We start from the raw sequence: 17,685 nt of genomic DNA on the forward strand, positions 1-17,685 counted from the left end.
TTGCCGAAATGCGCGTTGTTGTCCTGCTTTGCCGCTTGAAATCGGGCTTGTCACGCCCGAGATGGTTCCTTGTCTTGCTCATGCAACCCGGCGGCGGTTCACGCGTTGGGAAATCAGTTACGACCCAAGAGACAGGAAGGACCATACCATGGCATTCACCCTTATTGACCTGCCCTACGACAGCGAAGCGCTCGCCCCGGCGATCAGCGCCGAGACGCTGGGCTATCACCACGGCAAGCATCACAAGGCCTATATCGACAAGACCAACGCTGCGGTCGAAGGTGGCGAGCTTGACGGAAAGCCGCTTGAAGACGTGATCGTGGCAGCGCGCGGATCGAATCAGGGTCTGTTCAACAATGCGGCGCAGAGCTGGAACCACGGGTTCTACTGGCACTCGCTCGCCCCCTCGACCAGCGGCCCCTCGGGCGATCTGGCCAGCAAGATCGACGAAGCTTTCGGCTCGCTCGACGAGCTGAAGACCAAGCTCAAGGATCGCGGTGCCGGCCACTTCGCCAGTGGTTGGGTGTGGCTGGCCGAGAAGGGCGGCAAGCTCTCGATCGAAGAGACCCACGATGGCGACACGCTGGCCGACAGTGGCTTCAACCCGCTGCTGACCATCGACGTGTGGGAGCACGCTTACTACCTTGACCACCAGAATGCCCGTCCGAGCTATCTCTCGGCTGTGGTTGACGGTCACCTCAACTGGGATTTCGCCGCCGACAACTTGGCGCGCGGTTCGGCCTGGGCCTACCCGGCCTGATCCGACTGATCCGCTTAATTCGAGAAGACCCGCTCCGGCATCAGGCCGGGGCGGGTCTTCTCGTATCGGGGTCAGTCTTCGTTTTGCAGATCGAGCACGTTGGCGGCAAACAGAGGTTCGCCGAACAGGAAGCCGATGAAGTTGGGCCGCCCTAGGTGATCTACCAGCGCCGTCAGCGTCAGCAGGATCGGCACCGAAAGCAGCGCGCCGGCAACGCCCCAGATCCACCCGAAATAGGTCAGCGCCAGCAGAATCAGCACCGGGTTCATCGTGAAGCGCGCGCCCAGCACGGCGGGCGTGACGATGTTAGCCTCGATAGTATGCAGGCCAAGATAGGCGGCGGCAGGAATGAGGCCGACCAACAAGTGGTCCGCCGAGCCGATCCCGAACAGCGACAACAGGCCCACCATCGCCAGCGGGCCGACGTAGGGCACGAAATTGAGCAGTGCGGCAAGGCCGCCCCACATCAAGGGAGCTTCGAGCCCGATCATCCAGGCCCCCAGCGTCACCACGATGCCAACGCCGGTGTTGATAAGGCCAACGGTGAGGATATAGGCTGCCACCCGGTCCTGCACCTCGCGCATGGCGCGCGCGGCCTTGAGGCTGGCTCCCACTTGCTGGCGGTCGAGCAGCAAGCGGCGGCGCAGGCGGATGCGCGCTTCGATCATGAAGAAGGCCATCATGAAGGTGAGCAAGACTTCGAGCAGCACGGTGGGCGTGGCAAAGGCCAGCTGTTCTAGGAAGCTCGGCGTCGCCAGCACGACCTCGCGGACTTCCTCGCCCTCTTCAAAACCGCCGAGTTGCTGATTGAGGTCGGTTATCCAGCTGAAGGCCATGCGAAGTTCGGCAAAGTGCTTCTGCACCTGCGCGACCATCGCGGGCACATCGTCGAACAGCGATACCGCCGGTTGCAGCACCACTGTAAGCGCGAGCGCAAGCACGCCGAGAAAAGCCAGCAGAGCAAGCAGCGAAGCGAGGAAATTGGGCACCCCCCAGCTCGACAGCTTGTCGGCCAGGGGAGAAAGGATGATCGTCAGGATCACCGCCGATACCAGCGGCAGGAACACCACCGAACCGATCGACAGAACAAAGGGCAGGGCGAAAAACAGCCCCAGGGCCATCAGGAACACCAGCGCCGAAATCAGGCGCAACTCCTGCGCCGCGAAGCTTAGTTGCTGGCCAGGTTGTGATTCTGAGTCGGGCTCGCTGGCTTTGCCCGTGGGATCGATGCTCACCCGGCGCTCGTCATCGGGTCGGTTCTGCCACGCCCAGCCCAGCTGCAACCTTCCCCAGCTCGTCGAGAATGGCGCGGTGCGCAGCCGGGTCATCGCTCGAGCGGTCGGGGATGTCGCCACTTTCGAGCATGGCCGAAAGTGCGGACCGGGCGCGGCCCACACGACTCTTGATCGTACCTACCGCGCAGCCGCAAATTTCTGCAGCTTCTTCATAGGAAAAGCCCCCTGCGCCAACCAGCAACAGGGCCTCGCGCCGTTCGGCAGGCAGCGTGAGTAGTGCCCGGTGCATGTCGGAAAGATGCATTGGCTCCTCCTGACTTGCGGGCTCGGTCAGCGTGCGTTCGGCAACGCCTTCGTCATACTCACCGCGGAATCGATTTCGCCTCATGTCGGTCAAATAGGCATTGCGCAGAATCACGAAGGTCCAGGCGCGCATCGAGGTGCCCGGTTCGAACCGTTCTTGCGCGGCCCAGGCTTTCATTAGCGCTTCCTGCACAAGGTCGTCGGCCATGTCGGGTCTGCCGCACAGGCCGCGCGCAAAGGCACGCAGGTGCGGGATGACTTCGGTCAGTTCGCGTTTGAAATCGCTCCGTTCGGCTGCGCTGCGCTTGGGCCGGGAGTCTTCCTTCGCCGAGCCACTCATTTGCGCGTGCTGCTTTCTCCTTCAGCGCCGCTATCAAGCTTGGACAGAAGGTCGTGAAAGGTATCGGGCAGGGGTTCGTCCACGACCGAATTATAGAGCTGTTTGAGGCCGTTGGCCCATTCGGGTTCGTCCATGGTCTTATCCTTGCCGGGTCGGCCTTTCGTCATCGCTGGTCCGCACTTTTTCCATTTGTCTATCGATGCCCGAAGCGTTCCGGGCAAATGTAGTCGCTTTTTTGGAACGAAACGGCCTTCATCTGGTTCCCAGAAATGATTGTAGAGTAAAATCGGGTGCGGAAATTGCCAAGAGGGCTGTTCCGGCTATTGGCAGGCACAGGGTGTTGCGGTCGCTTCCTCGCGCACATCCAGGGCTTCGAAGGGCATTGGGTGAACCATCAGCAGCAACAGCAGGGCAGACGCAAGGATGCAAAGCGGTGGCTGGTGAAGTTCCCGCGCGCTTTGCCGATTGGTATCTTTCTCCTGATCAGCGCTATTGCGCTGTTGAGCGCTTTTGCCATCGAACGTGGCGAGGCACAACGAGCATCGACGCAGCTTACCGCGCGCACCGACGCGATAGCCTCTGCCCTTGAGCGGCGCGCCAATGCTTCAAGCGCCTATTTGCGGGCCGGCGCGGCGCTGCTTTCAACGCTTGGCGACATACCCGAAGCCGAATTCCGCCGTTTCGTCTCAGAGCTGCGGCTGGATTCCGACTTTCGCGGCAACGACGGCATCGGTTGGGCCATGGTGGTAAGGCCGGGCGAAGAGGATGAGTTCGACGCTCTGATGGAGCGCGATTACGCCATGCCGCACCCGCTTTATCCGCGTCCGACCGGCAGCCAGCCTTTCGCCGTCCCGGTTACCTATCTCCATCCCCAGAACGATCGTTCGCGCCGCGCGCTGGGGTACGACATGTATTCCGAGCCAGCCCGCCGGTCGGCCATGATCGAGGCTGCCGTTTCCGCGAGCCCGACGGCGAGTGATGGCGTGGTCCTCCAGCAGGAGGGAGGCATCGAGGCACCCGGCTTTCTCATTTACATGCCGGTCTATACTCCGGCGCCCGGCGGGCGGGCGCTGCAGGGGTATATCTACAGCCCTTTCAACGCCGACCAGTTCCTCCACACTGCGCTTGAGCTGGAAGAGGCGGGGCAGTTCGGCGTTCAGCTGTTCGATGGCGATCGGGCCTCGCCGGGCAACCTCCTGGCGAGCACGATTGCGGATGAGAACCCCGATGCTCACTTCAGTCGCCGCGAGGTGACGATTGCCAACAATACGTGGCTGCTGGTGGTGAGCCGCAGCGGAGGCGGCTTGCTCTCAGGCCTCGCTTTTGCAACGCTGATGTTCGGCTTGCTGGTGGCGAGCCTGCTCGCCGTGGTGGTGCGTCTGCTTACCCAGCAGGCGGAAGAAGACGAGGCGACTCTGGCCTGGTATAGCGAGCAGGCGTCGATCCGCAATTCACTCACGCGCGAACTTAACCACAGGGTCAAGAACACACTCGCGAATGTGCTCTCGATCATCTCGCTCACCCGGCGCCGCAGCGAGGATCTCGAAAGCTTTGCCGATTCTCTTACCGGGCGCATCCGGGCGCTGTCGGCCACGCACGACCTGCTCACCCAGTCCGACTGGGGGGCTACCCCGGTCGGCGCGGTGGTCGAGGCCGAATTGCTGCCCTATGCCACCAGCGGAGATCACACGCTGGTGATCGAAGGCGAGGCGGTGAATCTGGCGCCGAACGAGGCCTTGTCGCTCGGTCTGGCCGTGCATGAGCTGGCCACGAATGCAGCCAAATATGGCGCGCTCAGCGTGCCCGATGGCAACCTCAAGGTCACCTGGGAACTGGTCAGTGAGGAATTGGTCCGGATCGAATGGCTGGAACGCGGTGGTCCTCCGGTCAAGCAGGACCGTGGGCGCGGGTTCGGCACCGATCTGATCCAGCGCATTGTTGCCCACGAGCTGAGCAATCCGGTCGAACTTAGTTTTGAACCGGAGGGTGTGCGCTGCGTGATGTGCGTGCCGATCCGACGTCCGCGCGAGTTCGCCCTGCGCGCCGGGGCCCTGACGAGCAAGGGCAAGCGTATGCGCAGGGGACGCATTGCCTCGCGGCTCGAAGCCGAGGGGCAGTAAACGCAGGCGAGGCCACCCGCGATTGCCGTAGACCTACTGTATACACCCATATATAGCGCGCAATGCGATGCGCAGCTTTCCGTCACTTCTTGTCCTAATTCTGGCCTCAGGCAGCCTGTTTCTGGCTGCTTGTGACGCCAAACCCGATGCGAACAGCGCGCCGGTAGTGCTGGCGGCCGCAAGCATGCAGGAGGCGATTGAGGATGCTGCTCAGGGCTGGGCTTCGGCAGGACATGCCCGTCCGCTGCTATCCTTTGCGTCGAGCGCGGTTGTTGCTCGCCAGGCTGCCGAGGGCGCTCCGGCCGATCTGGTCGTGACCGCCGACGAGCAGTGGATGGACTGGATGGAAGCCCGGCAGCTGCTTCGCCCCGGAACGCGGCGGAACATTGCGGGCAACACACTGGTGCTGGTCGCACCGGCCGATCCGGACGAAGGGCAAGCGGACCTATCCATGCTGCTTGCGGCATTCACCGGGCGCCTAGCGATTGCCGAGCCGGAAACGGTGCCCGCTGGGCGTTATGCGATGGCGGCATTGACGCAGATGGGCTTCGCCGAACGTCTGTCCGACCGGATTGTCCCGGCCGAAAACGTGCGCGCTGCGCTGGCTCTGGTCGAGCGGGGTGAGGTCGAACTCGGGATTGTCTATGCCACCGATGCTCTCGCTTCGGACAAGGTGACAGTGCTGGCAACCTTCGATCCCGACGCGCACGCGCCGATCCGCTATCCGCTGGCGGTGCTGGCAGGCTCGACCCAACCCGATGCAGAAGCATTTGCCGACTATATTGCGTCCCCCGCCGGCCAGGCGATCCTCGCAAGACATGGCTTTTCCGCAAGCCGATGAGCGGCTGGTTGTCTGCAGCCGAATGGGCGGTGATCGCGCTGTCGCTCAAGGTCAGCCTTGTGGCCGTGCTGGCAAGCTTGCCGCTGGCCTATGCGCTGGCCTGGCTGATCGCGCGGCGGCGGTTTCCGGGGCGGATGCTGCTCGATGCCGCTGTGCACCTGCCGCTTGTGCTGCCGCCGGTGGTGACGGGCTGGCTGCTGCTGCTCGCTTTCGGGCGCAACGGACCGATTGGCCACTGGCTTGAACAGGCCTTTGGAGTCTCGTTGGTGTTCACTTGGGGCGGCGCGGCGCTGGCGGCGGCAGTGATGGCGCTGCCGCTGATGGTGCGCGCCATGCGGCTTTCTATCGAGGCGGTGGACCGCAAACTGGTTGAGGCGGCGCGCACGCTTGGCGCTTCGCCGCTGCGGGCCTTTGCCACGATCACGCTGCCGCTCAGCCTCCCGGGAATAGCGGCGGGCGCGATGCTTGGGTTCGCGCGCTCGCTGGGCGAGTTCGGCGCGACCATCACCTTTGCCGCCAATATCGAGGGGCAGACGCGCACCCTGCCGCTCGCAATCTACACGGGCCTGCAAGTCCCCGGCAGCGAGGGGGCGGTGGCGCGGCTGGCGATCATGGCTATCGTGCTGTCGCTGGGCGCGCTGATGGTGTCCGAATGGCTGGTGCGCCGCTCGGGTGGGAGCCGTGCCCATGTCCTTTGAGGTGCGGTTGAGCCTGCGACTGGGCGAGGCGGAGGTGTTTGCCGAGTTCTCGTCCGATGCCCGGTTAACCGCGCTGGTCGGCCCTTCGGGTGCGGGCAAGACCAGCGTACTCAACGCCATTGCTGGGCTTCTGAGACCGCGCGAGGGGCGGGTGGTGGCGGCAGGTCAGGTGCTGTTCGACAGCACACGGGGCATCGACCTCGCCCCCGAAGCGCGCCGCGCAGGCTACGTGTTTCAGGACGGCCGGCTGTTTCCGCACATGAGCGTGCGCGCGAACCTTGCCTATGGCGAGCGGCTGGCCCCGCCGTCCGAGCGCTGGATCACACGCGACGAGGTTGCGGGCCTGCTCGATATCGGCAATCTGCTGGATCGGCGAACCACCAACCTCTCGGGCGGCGAGGTCCGCCGGGTGGCGATTGCCCGCGCCTTGCTGGCGGCCCCGCGCTTCCTCCTGCTCGACGAACCGACCGCCTCGCTCGATGCCGCTCGCGCCGAGGCGCTGCTCGGCCTGATAGAGCGCATTCGCGATGCGCTCGAGGTGCCGATCCTGCTCGTCAGCCACAGCCGCGCCGAGGTCGAACGGCTGGCCGGACAAGTGGTCGAGATGGCCTGAACGGTGCTCCTCCCACGCGGGGAGAGGCACCGGTTGGATCAGGCAAACAGGCTGCTGGTGTCGATGGGCAGGCTGCGCACGCGCTTGCCGGTAAGGGCGAACAGCGCGTTGGTCAGAGCCGGGATCACCGGGGGCAGGGCTGGTTCACCAAGCCCGGTCGGCGAATTGTCCGACTTCACCCATTCGACGTGGATTTGCGGCGTCATCGGCATGCGCGGCAGCGGGTAGTTGTGGAAGTTCGACTGCTTGACCGCGCCGCCTTCGACCTCGACCGCGAGCTGCAGAGCCTGGCCGATGCCGTCGATAATCGCGCCCTCCACCTGGTTCAGCGCACCGAAGGGGTTGATGATCTGGTTGCCGACATCGCCAGCGCACCAGACATTGTGCACCTGCACCTTGTTGCTGTCGGACAGCGAAACTTCGACCACCTCGGCGAAGTATCCCTGGTGACTCCAGTAGTAACCGAAGCCCAGCGCATGCCCGTCGGCCACCGGCTTGCCCCAGTCGGCCATTTCGGTGGCCTTGCGGGTCACTGCGCGCAGGCGACCGGGGTTGAAGCCGGGGGTGGGGCCGGTGAAGCCCATGGTGGTCGGCTCCGGCTCGGCGCCCTCGACAATCTCCATCAGCAGCGTCGGCAGATCCTTGCCCGTTTCATGCGCAACCTCATCAAGGAAGCTCTGCGTCACGAAAGCCAGCGCGTTGCTGTTGGGCGCGCGCAGGGCACCCATCGGGATCGCCGTGCGCAGCATGTCCTGCTCCAGCAGCAGATTGTCCATCAGCTTGGCAGGGAAGGTATCGGGCGCCATCAGCGCCGGATTGAACGGGCTTTCGCCCAGATCGAAGGTGACGAAGTGGTCTTTGAGGCCCGTCATCTTGCCCTCGGCATCGACCGAGGCGGTCAGGCGGTGCCAGCCGGCTGGGCGATAGAAGTCGGTCTTGACGTCGTCTTCACGGCTCCAGATCAGCTGCACCGGCGTGCCGGGCATTTCCTTGGCGATAGCCGCGACCTGCACCATGTAATCGTTATTCAGACGCCGGCCAAAGCCGCCACCCATGCGGGTGATGTGAACGATCACCTTTTCCGGCGGCAGGCCAAGGTAATTCGCCACTGAGGTAAGCCCACCCTGCGGAGTCTGCGAAGGAGCCCACATCTCCATCACGCCATCGTCACGCATCAGCGCGGTGCAGTTCATCGGCTCCATCGGCACGTGGGCGAGGAACGGGTAGGAATAGTCGGCGGTGACGACCTTGGCCGCCGAGGCGAGTGCCCCGGCCATGTCGCCGCGTTCGCCGAACACTTCGGCCGCCTGCCCGCCGTCCATCAGTTCCTTGGCCTTGGCGGCATAGCCTGCGGTCGAGTGGCTGGCCCATTCCCCGTTGTCCCACTCGGGCTTCAATGCACTGCGGGCGCGGTTGGCGAGCCACCAGTTCGAAGCGATCACGGCCACGCCATCGACCAGCTCTTCGGGGTTGCCGTTGCCGCGCACGACAAAGGCGTCGATCACGCCGGGCTGTGCCTTCGCGGCCTCCAGATCGGCGCCCTTAAGCGTCGCGCCGAACACGGGCGAGCGTTCATAGGCGGCATAGACCATGCCCGGCAGTTGCATGTCGACGCCGAAGATCGGCTCGCCGCGCACGATCTTGGGGCTGTCGATCCCGCCAATGGCGCGGCCGATAATGCGGAAATCGGCCTGATCCTTCAGCGTCAGGCTTTCGGGATCGGGCACCGGCATCGTTGCCGCGAGGCTGGCCAATTCGCCGTAGGTTGCCGAACGACCCGAGGCCTTCTCGACCACCTTGCCCGGCTCGGTGCTGAGCGACGCGGCGGAGACGCCCCACTGCTGCGCGGCAGCGGCGATCAGCATGGCGCGCGCCGTTGCGCCGGTCTGGCGCATCGGCATCCAGTTCATCGGGGTCGAGAACGAGCCGCCCGCGAGCTGCGGGCCGTATTTGGCCATGTTTGTATCGGCCATCTCGATCTTGACCAGATCCCAGTCGGCATCGAGTTCCTCGGCCACGATCATCGGCAGCGAGGTCTTGATGCCCTGGCCGATCTCGGGGTTCTTGCCGATGATGGTGATCGTGTTGTCGGGCGCGATGGTGACGAAGGCGGTCAGCTCGGCCGGAGCGGCAGCCTCGCCGCCCACGGCGCGGGCGACCATCGGCATGGTGGCGCTCAGCGCAAAGCCGCCGCCAGCCAGCGCCGAGACCTTGAGCAGGCTGCGCCGCGAAAGGGTGGTTGCCTCAGACATTGGCGGTTTCCTCATTGCGCGCGACCTGGGCGATGGCGGTCTTGATCCGTTTGTAGCAGGCGCAGCGGCAGATATTGCCCTGCATGGCTGCGTCAATCTCGTCGTCCGAAGGGGTGGCGTTCTTGTTCAGAAGCGCGGTTGCGCTCATCAGCTGGCCGGCCTGGCAATATCCGCACTGCATCACATCCTCGTCGAGCCAAGCCTGTTGCAGTGCCTGGCCGACCTCGGATTGTGCAAGGTTCTCGATGGTGGAGACCTTCTTGTCGCCGATGGCCGAAAGCGGCAGCGAGCACGAGCGCACCGCCTGCCCGTCTAGGTGCACGGTGCAGGCACCGCACATGCCGATCCCGCAGCCGAATTTGGTGCCAACCATGCCGAGTTCCTGGCGCAGGGCCCATAGCAGGGGCATGTCGCCCGGCGCGTCGATCTCGCGCGTTTCGTTGTTGATAGTGACCGTGATGGCCATGTCGCTAGTCTCCCGAAATTCCAGAGCGCCCGGGGCAGGCGCGGTGATACGTCGAGCAGTCTACCGGGTTTGTCCTTTCAAGCCAACGACAAAGGATATTGGCTTCGGCCCGGCCTCAGGAAAGCAGGTGGAAGCTGGCAACGGCCGCGAAATTGCCCAGCATGATGCCCGCGAGGCCGCACAGGATCGATGGCATGACAAGGTCTTCGCGCCCCTGCGCCGCCGCGACAGCCGCCGCCGAGGGTGGCCCGCCCACGCCGCACAGCGAGGCCAGGAACAACTGGTGGGGATCGGTGCGAAGGATGCGCCCTCCGATCAGGAGGACGATCAGATGGACAGTCAGCGCCAGCGTTGCAAACAACGCGACCCGCAATGCCTGTGCCCCCATGCTGAAGAGGTCGATCTGCGCGGCGATGGCGCAAACGAACAGGAACATCAGGACAAGGCCAAGTTCGCGATCGCCGCTGACGAGGCAGCGAATGCTTTTGAACACGTTGGGCACCGCAATCGCGACCACGGTGATCGCGAGAATCGTGAGATGCCCAAGGCCGACCGCGCGCATGACGCTGTCGACCGCGATAAATATTCCGATGCCATAGAGCAGTGCCATCAGCATGCCCATGGGCGGTCTGGGCGGAGACCGATCTTTGACAGACGCTTCGACGACGACTGTTTCCTCTGCGGCGTTCAGGCTGGAGCCGGGCGCGGCGCGGAGGAAGCGACCAAGAGCCTCGCTGCGCATCAGATAGGTGGCTGCGCCAAGATAGGCGGGCAGGACGAAGGCGCAGCCGGCAATCGCGGCGGTGAGGAAGGTCGGGTCCATGCGCACTGCCTGGGCGGTGGCAACGACATTGACGGTGCTTCCGGTAAGATAGGCCACGAGTACTGCCGCCACGTCGGCTCCATGCGCGCCGACATCGATGCTCATAAAGGCGACGCTGATGCCGATATAGCTTGCCAGCAGGCCGACGAAGAACAGGCCCAGCATGCCGCCCGATCGGCGAATGATCTCGCCGATGTCTGCACGCAGCAGAAGCAGGGCCACGCCGACCGGCACGCTGAACTGGTAGATCGCATCGTATTCGGGCGCGGCCGAGGGGATGATGCCCAGGTTGGCCAGGGCGCAGGGGATGATGATCACCGTCACCGGTCCGGGCAGATATTTCTTCAACCGGCTCCGTTCCAGCGCGAGGGTGAGCGCGATGATAGCAAGGAATACCCAGATGATCGGGTAGATTTCGCCAGCCGGAATCAGGGGGTCGGTCAAGATTCCCTCACCTCCGGGCAATACCCGGCCTGCGCGCTTGGTGGCATAAACCTGCCTGGTGCAGCAGGACTGAGCAGCCCGATCATCTCGATAACCCTCCCAAGGTTCTTAAAGTAATTGTTTACTTACTCTTCTTGGCCTTGGCAACCGTTCACTGACGGGGGAGAAAGTTCGGCCAGCGTGGTGGCGGGGCGCGACTTAGCCCGTGTCCATCGTGGCTAGTGCCGGAGAGCCTTACTCTTCAGGCGCGGGTTGAAGGAGGAGCCGCCCGACCTTCTTCAGCGCCTTGCGATAGCGGGCCTGGAACTCTTCGCTTTCGGGGTCTTCGTTCAGGGCGATGCTCACCGATTGGGGAAAGCTCATCGGGTAAATCGCCAGCGCCACGAGGATGAGGTACAACACTTCCGGTTCGATGTCGGCGGAGACTTCGTCGCGTTCCTGCGCTTTGCGTATGGTATCGACCCGGCGTTGCAAGGCCGCCCGGCGGCCCTCGACATCGGTCACGTCCCGGCTGGGTGGGCGGGCGGTGCCGACAGCGGTTGCTTCGAGTGCCTCCCACTCGAGCAAGCGAACCCGGTGCCGGTCGGACGCATAGCCATCGAACAGGAACAGGAGGAAGTCGTCGATCCGGTCGGGCAATGTGCCCATCTGCTCCTGACGGCTTAGGAAGATGTCGGAGAGAACTGCTTCGAGCAGACCGAGCTTGTTGCCGAAATGATGGTAGATCATCCGGACGTTGACATCTGCCGCGGCGGTTATGCGCTCAATCCTTGCGCCCGAATACCCGTTGGCCGAGAACTCTTCGTAGGCTGCCTTGAGCAGCCGCTGCCGGCTGTCCGGCCCCGAACTGCCGGTCTCACCCTTTCGCTCGGCTCGCGCCTTCTTCGTCTGACGGTTCACGATATCCCTGTCGTCCTTGATGGAACCCGGGCCAACGGGGAAGACCCCGCATGTTGCCCAAATCCGGCTGAAACTGCGGCGCGATCTGGAAAGCGCATTTGCACACGCAACCTAGCATCCCTGCCAACTTCCTCATGCAAAGGTAGAGGTCAACCCCGCTCCGGTCTCATCCCCGCCAATTGCGCAAGCCCGAGTGGCCAAGGCGCGCGGGCGGCCGGCTAACGCTCTGCGCACCGCTCTCTTGACGAATCGCGGGATAAATGTAAGTGTTTACTTACTCAGTATGTCGGAGCATGCCGACTTTGCTAACAGTGCGCTGCTTTGCGATTGCATGCAGTGCTGGACGGGTGGAATGCGGCTTGCCATTATTGGTAAGTAAGCGCTTATTGAAAGTGGCGACAAGGCCTGATTGGAATCCGCCAGGAGCGGAGCGCGGGCCAGCGCGAGAGGAGTGCAGAGGATGAGCAGGGGCCTTGCGATTGCCGTGTTGCTGTGCGCGTTTGCCAGCCCGGCGTATGCCCAGATCGATTGGCCGGTGGCGGTCGATGGGGGAGAGGTTGCGGGCGTGCCCGCCGACGGGGTTGTCGAATTTAAAGGCATCCCTTTCGCTCGTCCGCCAATTGACTCGCTGCGATGGCAGCCTCCTCAGCCGGTCGAAAGCTGGAAAGGAGTTCTGCATGCAGACAGATTTGCCCCGGCCTGCCCGCAGCTCGGCGGCGGGGCGATGGCAGGCGATAGCGATGTCCTTCCCGCGGGCGAGGACGAGGATTGCCTGTATCTGAATGTCTGGACTGCAGCCGAAAGCGCTGACGAGAAAAGGCCGGTTATGGTCTGGATCTATGGCGGCGGATACCGTGCCGGGGCGACTGACCTGCCTGAATTTGACGGAGCCGCGCTGGCGGACAAGGGCGTGGTCTTTGTTAGCATCGCCTATCGCGTGGGCGTGCTCGGCTTTCTGGCGCATCCGGGGCTTTCCGCGCAATCGGCGCGCCACGTGTCGGGCAACTATGGTTTGCTGGACCAGATTGCGGCGCTCGACTGGATTCGGCGAAACATCGCTTCCTTCGGCGGTGACCCTGACAGGATCACCATCTTCGGCCAGTCGGCAGGTTCGATGTCGACCAGCTACCTGGCCGCATCGCCGCTCGCCACCGGCAAGTTTCACCGGCTGATCGGCGAAACGGGAGCTGGGTTTGGCCTGCTCACGCCGCGTCCGCTGGCGCAGGCGGAGGCGGAAGGACTGGAGTTCGCTCGTAAGGTTGGTGCCGACGGGGTGGACGATCTGCGTTCGATCCCCCCCGCGACCCTGGTGAGGGCGGCGGGACCGGCATCGGGCAGCTTCGAGCCCAATCGCGACGGCTGGCTCGTGCCTGACACACTGGCCGAGATCTATCGCAACGGGGCGCAGAACGATGTCGACATGCTGATCGGCTCCAACGCGGACGAGGCCGGCGAAGATCCGACGATGACGCTGGCCGCTTACCGCGAGCGTCTCCTATCGATCTATGGCCGCGATGCAGCGGCGCTGCTGCGGCTTCACCCGGCCACCGACGATGCCGAGGCACGCGCGAGCCATCGCCTGCTCTCCACCATCTCACTGGGCGATTACACCATGTACAGCTGGGCGAGGGCGCAGGCGCGGACCGGCACTGCGCCGCTTTACGTCTATCGGTTCACCCAGAACCCGCCGATTCCGAAAGCCGAACAGCCCGGTGGTCCCGACGCTGCTCCTCCGGGCGCGTGGCACGGGGCGGAGATCGTCTACGCGCTCGGAAATCTCGACAGCAAGGCATGGCCCTGGTCGGCCGCAGACCGTCGGCTCTCGGACCAGATGATGTCTTACTGGGTCAACTTCGCGACCAGCGGAAATCCGAACGGCGCGGGCCTGCCATACTGGCCGACCTATCACGAAACTCCCGGCGCGGTGATGCAACTGGGCGAGGATGTGGGCGCAATCCCACGGCCTTTTCTGCCCACAATGGAGATTCTGGACCGGCATCTGAGCCGGTGAAGCGGCCGGCTGGGCCGGGTCTTTGAAAAACACAACAGGTGAGAGGGAATAATCATGAGACATACCAACCATACTTCGATGAGCTCGCAGCGTGGCCGAAGCGCATTGCTTGCCGGCGCCGCCATGGCGCTGATGCCTATGGGCGCTGCCCATGCGCAGAGCGCGGATGAGGGTGCACAGGAGGCTGAACCCGAGGTCATCGTCGTCACCGGCAGCCGCATTCGCGGGGTTGCGCCGGTCGGTTCAAACCTCATCCAGATGGGGCCCGCCGATATCGCGAAATCGGGCGCGACCACCGTTTCCGACGTGTTGCGGCAGGTGCCGCAGGTCACCTCGCTGAGCATCAATGCTGAGGGTGCGACCGGGGCGGGGGCCAGCAGCAATATCACCCGTGCGACCGGCCCCAATCTTCGCGGGCTTGGCTCCACGGCAACGCTGGTCGTGTTTGACGGCCTGCGCGTGCCGGTGGCAGGAACGCAGGGCAATTTCGTCGATCCGTCGTTTGTCCCTTCGCTGGCCCTGCAACGTATCGAAGTTATCGCTGACGGTGCCTCGGCGATCTACGGGTCGGATGCAGTGGCAGGCGTCATCAACCTCATTCCGCGCAAGAATTTCGACGGCGTCGAGGTGAGTGGCCAGGCTGGCTTTGCCGATTCCTATTCCGAATATCGGATCGGTGGCATCGCCGGCAGCTCTTGGGGCAGCGGCAATATCGTCCTTGCCGCCGACTATGTGCACAACGATGCCTTGCTCGGGACCGACCGTGACTTCATCTCGTCAGACAGACGACGTGGCGGCGGGGCGGATGCGCGCTCGGTAGCCTGTCAGCGCGCTACGATTACGAGCGGCGGCGTCACCTATGCCGTGCCCGAGGGCGCGACGGGTGTGCTCGACTTCAACGATCTTGAAGCGGGCACGGTCAATCGCTGCGATCTGGCCAAAACAGGCTTCCTGATCCCCGAGCAGGATCGCGTCAGTGTCTACGGCAGCCTGCAGCAGAGCCTTGGCGATGTGATCGGCGTGTTTGCGCAAGGCTTTTACACCCGTCGCGAGTTTTCGGGGCGGGGTTCGGTTTCGGCGGTCAACAATGTCGTGGTGCCGACCAGCAATACATTCTACCCGACCAATGCTCCGGCCACGCCAATTTCGGTCAGCACGAACTTTTCCGATGGTGCCGGAGAGCGCGGTACGCAGGGGCTTTCGAAGAGCTTCCTCATCAATGCAGGGCTACGTGCCAACCTCAAGGCCTGGGAGGTGACGCTGGCAGGCTCCTATGGCGAAAGCTATGACGAGGAAAAGCGCGATCCAACGCTTAGCGCGTCGGCGCTGTCAGCCTTGTTGGCCGATTCCGATCCCGCCACCGCGATCAATCCTTTTGGCACCACGCCCTTCGATCCTGCGCGGGCCGACGCAATCTATGTTGATACCTTCAACCCCACTGCGACCAACCGCCTCAAGTCGATCGCGCTCGATGCCAATGGCCCGCTGTTCAGCCTGCCCGGCGGCGAAGCTCGCATGGCGTTGGGGGGCGAGTATCGCCAGGAGCGCCAGTTCGGAGCCTTCACCTTTGGCCGCGTTTCCGCGCCAATCAGCCTGCCGACCGACATCGACCGCGATGTAAAGGCGGTCTTTGCCGAGGTTTTCGTCCCCATCGTCGGGGCCGACAATGCCAGCCCGGGGCTGGCTAGCCTCGATCTGGTCGCGGCCGTACGGCACGAGGACTACAGCGATTTCGGCTCGACCACCAATCCGAAGGTCGGCCTCAACTACAGCCCGATGGACGGCGTGGTTCTGCGCGGTAGCTATGGCACCTCGTTCCGCGCGCCGGGCCTCGCGGAGGTGAACGCGAATTCGAGCGGTGCGGGTATTCGCACCCAGTCGCTGACCGTACCTGGTAACCCGGTGCCTCGGACTTTCGCCGTGCTGGCGGCGGGCAACCCGGATCTCGAACCGGAAACCGCCACCACCTGGTCCGCCGGCATCGACATCACACCGCCTGACGTGCCCTCGCTCAGGCTGAGTGCGACCTACTTCGACGTAACCTACGAAGCGCAGGTGCTCGATGTCTACACCATCCTGCCGCAGGTGCTGGCAGAACCGCAGAACTTTTCCGACATCCTCACATTCAACGATGGCAGCGCGAACTGGCAGGAGGCCGTCAGCTGGTTGAGCGGGACGCAATATTACGATCCCGGCTCGATCAATTTCAGCGCACTCGATGGCATTATCGATGCCCGCAAGGCCAACCTCGGCAACACGCTGGCCAACGGCATGGACTTTGAAGTGGGCTACAGCTTCTATGCGGGGCAGAACGATTTCAGCCTCGCAGCCAATGCCACCGTATTCTTCAGCTACAAGAACGCGACTGGCTCGGGAGAGCTGATCGACCGGCTGGGCACCTATGGCTATCCCAACGATTTCCGTGCGCGGGCGATGTTCGGCTGGGATCGCGGCCCGATCGCGACCCGCACGACTGTCAACTATCTTGGGGCTTATCAGAACATGACCAGCGCCCTGGTGCGGGACGTGTCGAGCTACCTGACGGTGGACTTCGATTTCAGCTACAGCTTCGGCGATACGGGCAGCCTTGCCGATGGCGTGAAGTTGGGTGTGAATATCCGCAACCTGTTCGACCGCGATCCGCCCTTTGTCGATGCCGGGTTGGGCTACGATCCCTCCTCGGCGAGCGCGCTGGGGCGGGTGGTCAGCTTCTCGCTGGCGAAGGCCTTCTAGCCTCCCGCGCTGCCGCCGGCACGCGCGCTGGCGGCAGCGTTCCCGGGCCGTCATCGGTTTCGTGCCGATGGCGGCCTTTTTCCTGGCACGCCGTAGCTACCTCTCAGCGGACAGCTACGGCGCATTCGTTTTGCTCTTCTTCAGAAGACGGAGGTCGTCGCGCCGCCGTCGATCACCAGGCTCTGGCCGGTGATGTAGTTGGCCTGCTCGCTACAGAACATCGCGACGAAGGCGCCAACATCATCGCAATCGCCGAAGCGCTCTGCCGCGATGCGCCAGTCCTTCGCGAAGTCCTCCACCACCTCCTCGTAGGTCTTGCCAGCCGCCGCCGCCCGTTCGCCGAACTGCTTCTCGACGAAGGCGGAATGATGCATGCCGGGCAGGAGATTGTTGATGACGACATTGTGCTTCGCCACCACCTTGGAAATCGCCACCGTGTAATTGGCAAGCGCGGCCCGTGTGCTGCCGGAGAGCAGGCGGATTTCGGCGGGGTATTTGGCGGCGACCGTGGCGATGTTGACGATCCGACCCCACTTGCGTTCGACCATTCCGTCGAGCACCTCTCGCATGAAGCGGACGGGTGACAGCAGCGAGATGTCGATTGCCGAACGCCACTGCTCGTCGGTGACTTCGCGGTAGTCGGGAGTCATGGGAGGGGGCGCGCAGGTGCCAACCAGAATGTCGGGGGCGGGGCAGGCTTCGAGAATGCGCTGGCGACCTTCGTCGCTGCTGTGGTCTGCGCAGACCGGTGTCACGCTGGCACCCGTTTCACGAGCGATTTCCTCACACGCTGCGACAAGCCGATCCTCGGTGCGCGCCGTCACGAATATGTCGGCGCCTTCGCGCGCCAGAGCCAGTGCCGCGCTGCGGCCCATCCCCGCGCTGCCCCCATTGATGAGCGCCTTGCGGCCCCGAATTCCGATGTCCACGTGTGATCTCCTTTCAGCAATCCATGCAGGCGGCCAGGCCCCGTCATTTCCTCGCGGATTACGCTGGCCTTCGCCTTGTTGGCTGGGGCGACCATGCCACTCCAATGGTAGGTAATAAAGCACTTACTTTCTTCATCGGCCTTGGTTATGAGGAAGAAGACTCATGGCCTCCTTATGGGCTGGCGCCGGCGTTTGTCAGGCACGACAGGAGCAGCCT

General features: G+C 63.7%; 15 protein-coding genes. 7 read left to right on the forward strand and 8 right to left on the reverse strand.

The genetic code is table 11. The annotated features are described in order from the left end of the window. Window positions 1-148 precede the first annotated feature (148 nt). The gene (locus ABDJ38_RS14810) at window positions 149-760 is read left to right on the forward strand and encodes a superoxide dismutase (RefSeq protein ID WP_346785899.1); all 612 of its coding nucleotides are present in this window, start codon (window positions 149-151) and stop codon (window positions 758-760) included. Window positions 761-831: 71 nt separating this feature from the next. Here ABDJ38_RS14810 and ABDJ38_RS14815 read toward each other — a convergent pair whose 3' ends face one another. The 3 genes from ABDJ38_RS14815 to ABDJ38_RS14825 are packed head-to-tail and all read right to left on the reverse strand — an operon-like array spanning window position 832 to window position 2,772. After that, window positions 832-2,088, reverse strand: a complete 1,257-nt coding sequence (locus ABDJ38_RS14815; protein WP_346785900.1) for an AI-2E family transporter — start codon at window positions 2,086-2,088, stop codon at window positions 832-834. Continuing rightward, window positions 2,006-2,638: a sigma-70 family RNA polymerase sigma factor gene (locus ABDJ38_RS14820; RefSeq protein ID WP_346785901.1), complete on the reverse strand. Its 633-nt coding sequence runs from the start codon at window positions 2,636-2,638 to the stop codon at window positions 2,006-2,008. Before ABDJ38_RS14820 ends, ABDJ38_RS14815 begins: the two co-directional genes overlap by 83 nt. Then, window positions 2,635-2,772: a NepR family anti-sigma factor gene (locus ABDJ38_RS14825; RefSeq protein ID WP_346785902.1), complete on the reverse strand. Its 138-nt coding sequence runs from the start codon at window positions 2,770-2,772 to the stop codon at window positions 2,635-2,637. The genes ABDJ38_RS14820 and ABDJ38_RS14825 overlap by 4 nt, the downstream gene beginning before the upstream one ends. Window positions 2,773-3,024: 252 nt before the next feature. Between ABDJ38_RS14825 and ABDJ38_RS14830 the strand changes: the two genes are divergently transcribed. From ABDJ38_RS14830 to ABDJ38_RS14845, 4 genes are all read left to right on the forward strand, one after another. Further along, the gene (locus ABDJ38_RS14830) at window positions 3,025-4,758 is read left to right on the forward strand and encodes a CHASE domain-containing protein (RefSeq protein WP_346785903.1); all 1,734 of its coding nucleotides are present in this window, start codon (window positions 3,025-3,027) and stop codon (window positions 4,756-4,758) included. A gap of 67 nt (window positions 4,759-4,825) precedes the next feature. Next, window positions 4,826-5,599 (forward strand): molybdate ABC transporter substrate-binding protein, encoded by a 774-nt coding sequence (gene modA / locus ABDJ38_RS14835; RefSeq protein ID WP_346785904.1) that lies wholly within the window; start codon window positions 4,826-4,828, stop codon window positions 5,597-5,599. Next, window positions 5,596-6,297, forward strand: coding sequence for a molybdate ABC transporter permease subunit (gene modB, locus ABDJ38_RS14840; RefSeq protein ID WP_346785905.1), 702 nt, complete (start codon window positions 5,596-5,598; stop codon window positions 6,295-6,297). Before modA ends, modB begins: the two co-directional genes overlap by 4 nt. Continuing rightward, on the forward strand, window positions 6,287-6,910 hold the full coding sequence (locus ABDJ38_RS14845) for an ATP-binding cassette domain-containing protein (protein ID WP_346785906.1): 624 nt from the start codon (window positions 6,287-6,289) through the stop codon (window positions 6,908-6,910). Before modB ends, ABDJ38_RS14845 begins: the two co-directional genes overlap by 11 nt. Before the next feature lie 38 nt (window positions 6,911-6,948). Here the strand turns inward: ABDJ38_RS14845 and ABDJ38_RS14850 are convergent, their stop codons facing one another. The 4 genes from ABDJ38_RS14850 to ABDJ38_RS14865 form a co-directional block, all read right to left on the reverse strand. Then, window positions 6,949-9,162: a xanthine dehydrogenase family protein molybdopterin-binding subunit gene (locus tag ABDJ38_RS14850; protein ID WP_346785907.1), complete on the reverse strand. Its 2,214-nt coding sequence runs from the start codon at window positions 9,160-9,162 to the stop codon at window positions 6,949-6,951. Then, window positions 9,155-9,628, reverse strand: a complete 474-nt coding sequence (locus ABDJ38_RS14855) for a (2Fe-2S)-binding protein (protein WP_346785908.1) — start codon at window positions 9,626-9,628, stop codon at window positions 9,155-9,157. Before ABDJ38_RS14855 ends, ABDJ38_RS14850 begins: the two co-directional genes overlap by 8 nt. Window positions 9,629-9,743: 115 nt before the next feature. Next, on the reverse strand, window positions 9,744-10,895 hold the full coding sequence (locus ABDJ38_RS14860; RefSeq protein WP_346785909.1) for a DUF819 family protein: 1,152 nt from the start codon (window positions 10,893-10,895) through the stop codon (window positions 9,744-9,746). A 234-nt stretch (window positions 10,896-11,129) separates the two neighbouring features. After that, window positions 11,130-11,795, reverse strand: coding sequence for a TetR/AcrR family transcriptional regulator (locus tag ABDJ38_RS14865; RefSeq protein WP_346785910.1), 666 nt, complete (start codon window positions 11,793-11,795; stop codon window positions 11,130-11,132). A gap of 460 nt (window positions 11,796-12,255) precedes the next feature. Between ABDJ38_RS14865 and ABDJ38_RS14870 the strand changes: the two genes are divergently transcribed. Continuing rightward, a complete protein-coding gene (locus tag ABDJ38_RS14870; protein WP_346785911.1) occupies window positions 12,256-13,806 on the forward strand; it encodes a carboxylesterase/lipase family protein in 1,551 nt (516 codons plus the stop codon). A 54-nt stretch (window positions 13,807-13,860) separates the two neighbouring features. Next, window positions 13,861-16,539 (forward strand): TonB-dependent receptor plug domain-containing protein, encoded by a 2,679-nt coding sequence (locus ABDJ38_RS14875; RefSeq protein WP_346785912.1) that lies wholly within the window; start codon window positions 13,861-13,863, stop codon window positions 16,537-16,539. Between the two features lie 140 nt (window positions 16,540-16,679). Here ABDJ38_RS14875 and ABDJ38_RS14880 read toward each other — a convergent pair whose 3' ends face one another. Continuing rightward, window positions 16,680-17,468, reverse strand: a complete 789-nt coding sequence (locus ABDJ38_RS14880) for an SDR family oxidoreductase (protein WP_346785913.1) — start codon at window positions 17,466-17,468, stop codon at window positions 16,680-16,682. Window positions 17,469-17,685 lie beyond the last annotated feature (217 nt).

Source organism: Aurantiacibacter flavus, from assembly GCF_039710615.1.
Classification (GTDB): domain Bacteria; phylum Pseudomonadota; class Alphaproteobacteria; order Sphingomonadales; family Sphingomonadaceae; genus Alteraurantiacibacter; species Alteraurantiacibacter flavus.

What these genes read in the sequence shown, in the direction of transcription:
- ABDJ38_RS14810 (WP_346785899.1), top strand. Translation starts at nt 149, where the DNA reads ATGGCATTCACCCTTATTGACCTGCCCTACGACAGCGAAGCGCTCGCC.
- ABDJ38_RS14815 (WP_346785900.1), bottom strand. Translation starts at nt 2,088, where the DNA reads ATGACCCGGCTGCGCACCGCGCCATTCTCGACGAGCTGGGGAAGGTTG.
- ABDJ38_RS14820 (WP_346785901.1), bottom strand. Translation starts at nt 2,638, where the DNA reads ATGAGTGGCTCGGCGAAGGAAGACTCCCGGCCCAAGCGCAGCGCAGCC.
- ABDJ38_RS14825 (WP_346785902.1), bottom strand. Translation starts at nt 2,772, where the DNA reads ATGGACGAACCCGAATGGGCCAACGGCCTCAAACAGCTCTATAATTCG.
- modA (WP_346785904.1), top strand. Translation starts at nt 4,826, where the DNA reads ATGCGCAGCTTTCCGTCACTTCTTGTCCTAATTCTGGCCTCAGGCAGC.
- modB (WP_346785905.1), top strand. Translation starts at nt 5,596, where the DNA reads ATGAGCGGCTGGTTGTCTGCAGCCGAATGGGCGGTGATCGCGCTGTCG.
- ABDJ38_RS14845 (WP_346785906.1), top strand. Translation starts at nt 6,287, where the DNA reads ATGTCCTTTGAGGTGCGGTTGAGCCTGCGACTGGGCGAGGCGGAGGTG.
- ABDJ38_RS14850 (WP_346785907.1), bottom strand. Translation starts at nt 9,162, where the DNA reads ATGTCTGAGGCAACCACCCTTTCGCGGCGCAGCCTGCTCAAGGTCTCG.
- ABDJ38_RS14855 (WP_346785908.1), bottom strand. Translation starts at nt 9,628, where the DNA reads ATGGCCATCACGGTCACTATCAACAACGAAACGCGCGAGATCGACGCG.
- ABDJ38_RS14870 (WP_346785911.1), top strand. Translation starts at nt 12,256, where the DNA reads ATGAGCAGGGGCCTTGCGATTGCCGTGTTGCTGTGCGCGTTTGCCAGC.
- ABDJ38_RS14875 (WP_346785912.1), top strand. Translation starts at nt 13,861, where the DNA reads ATGAGACATACCAACCATACTTCGATGAGCTCGCAGCGTGGCCGAAGC.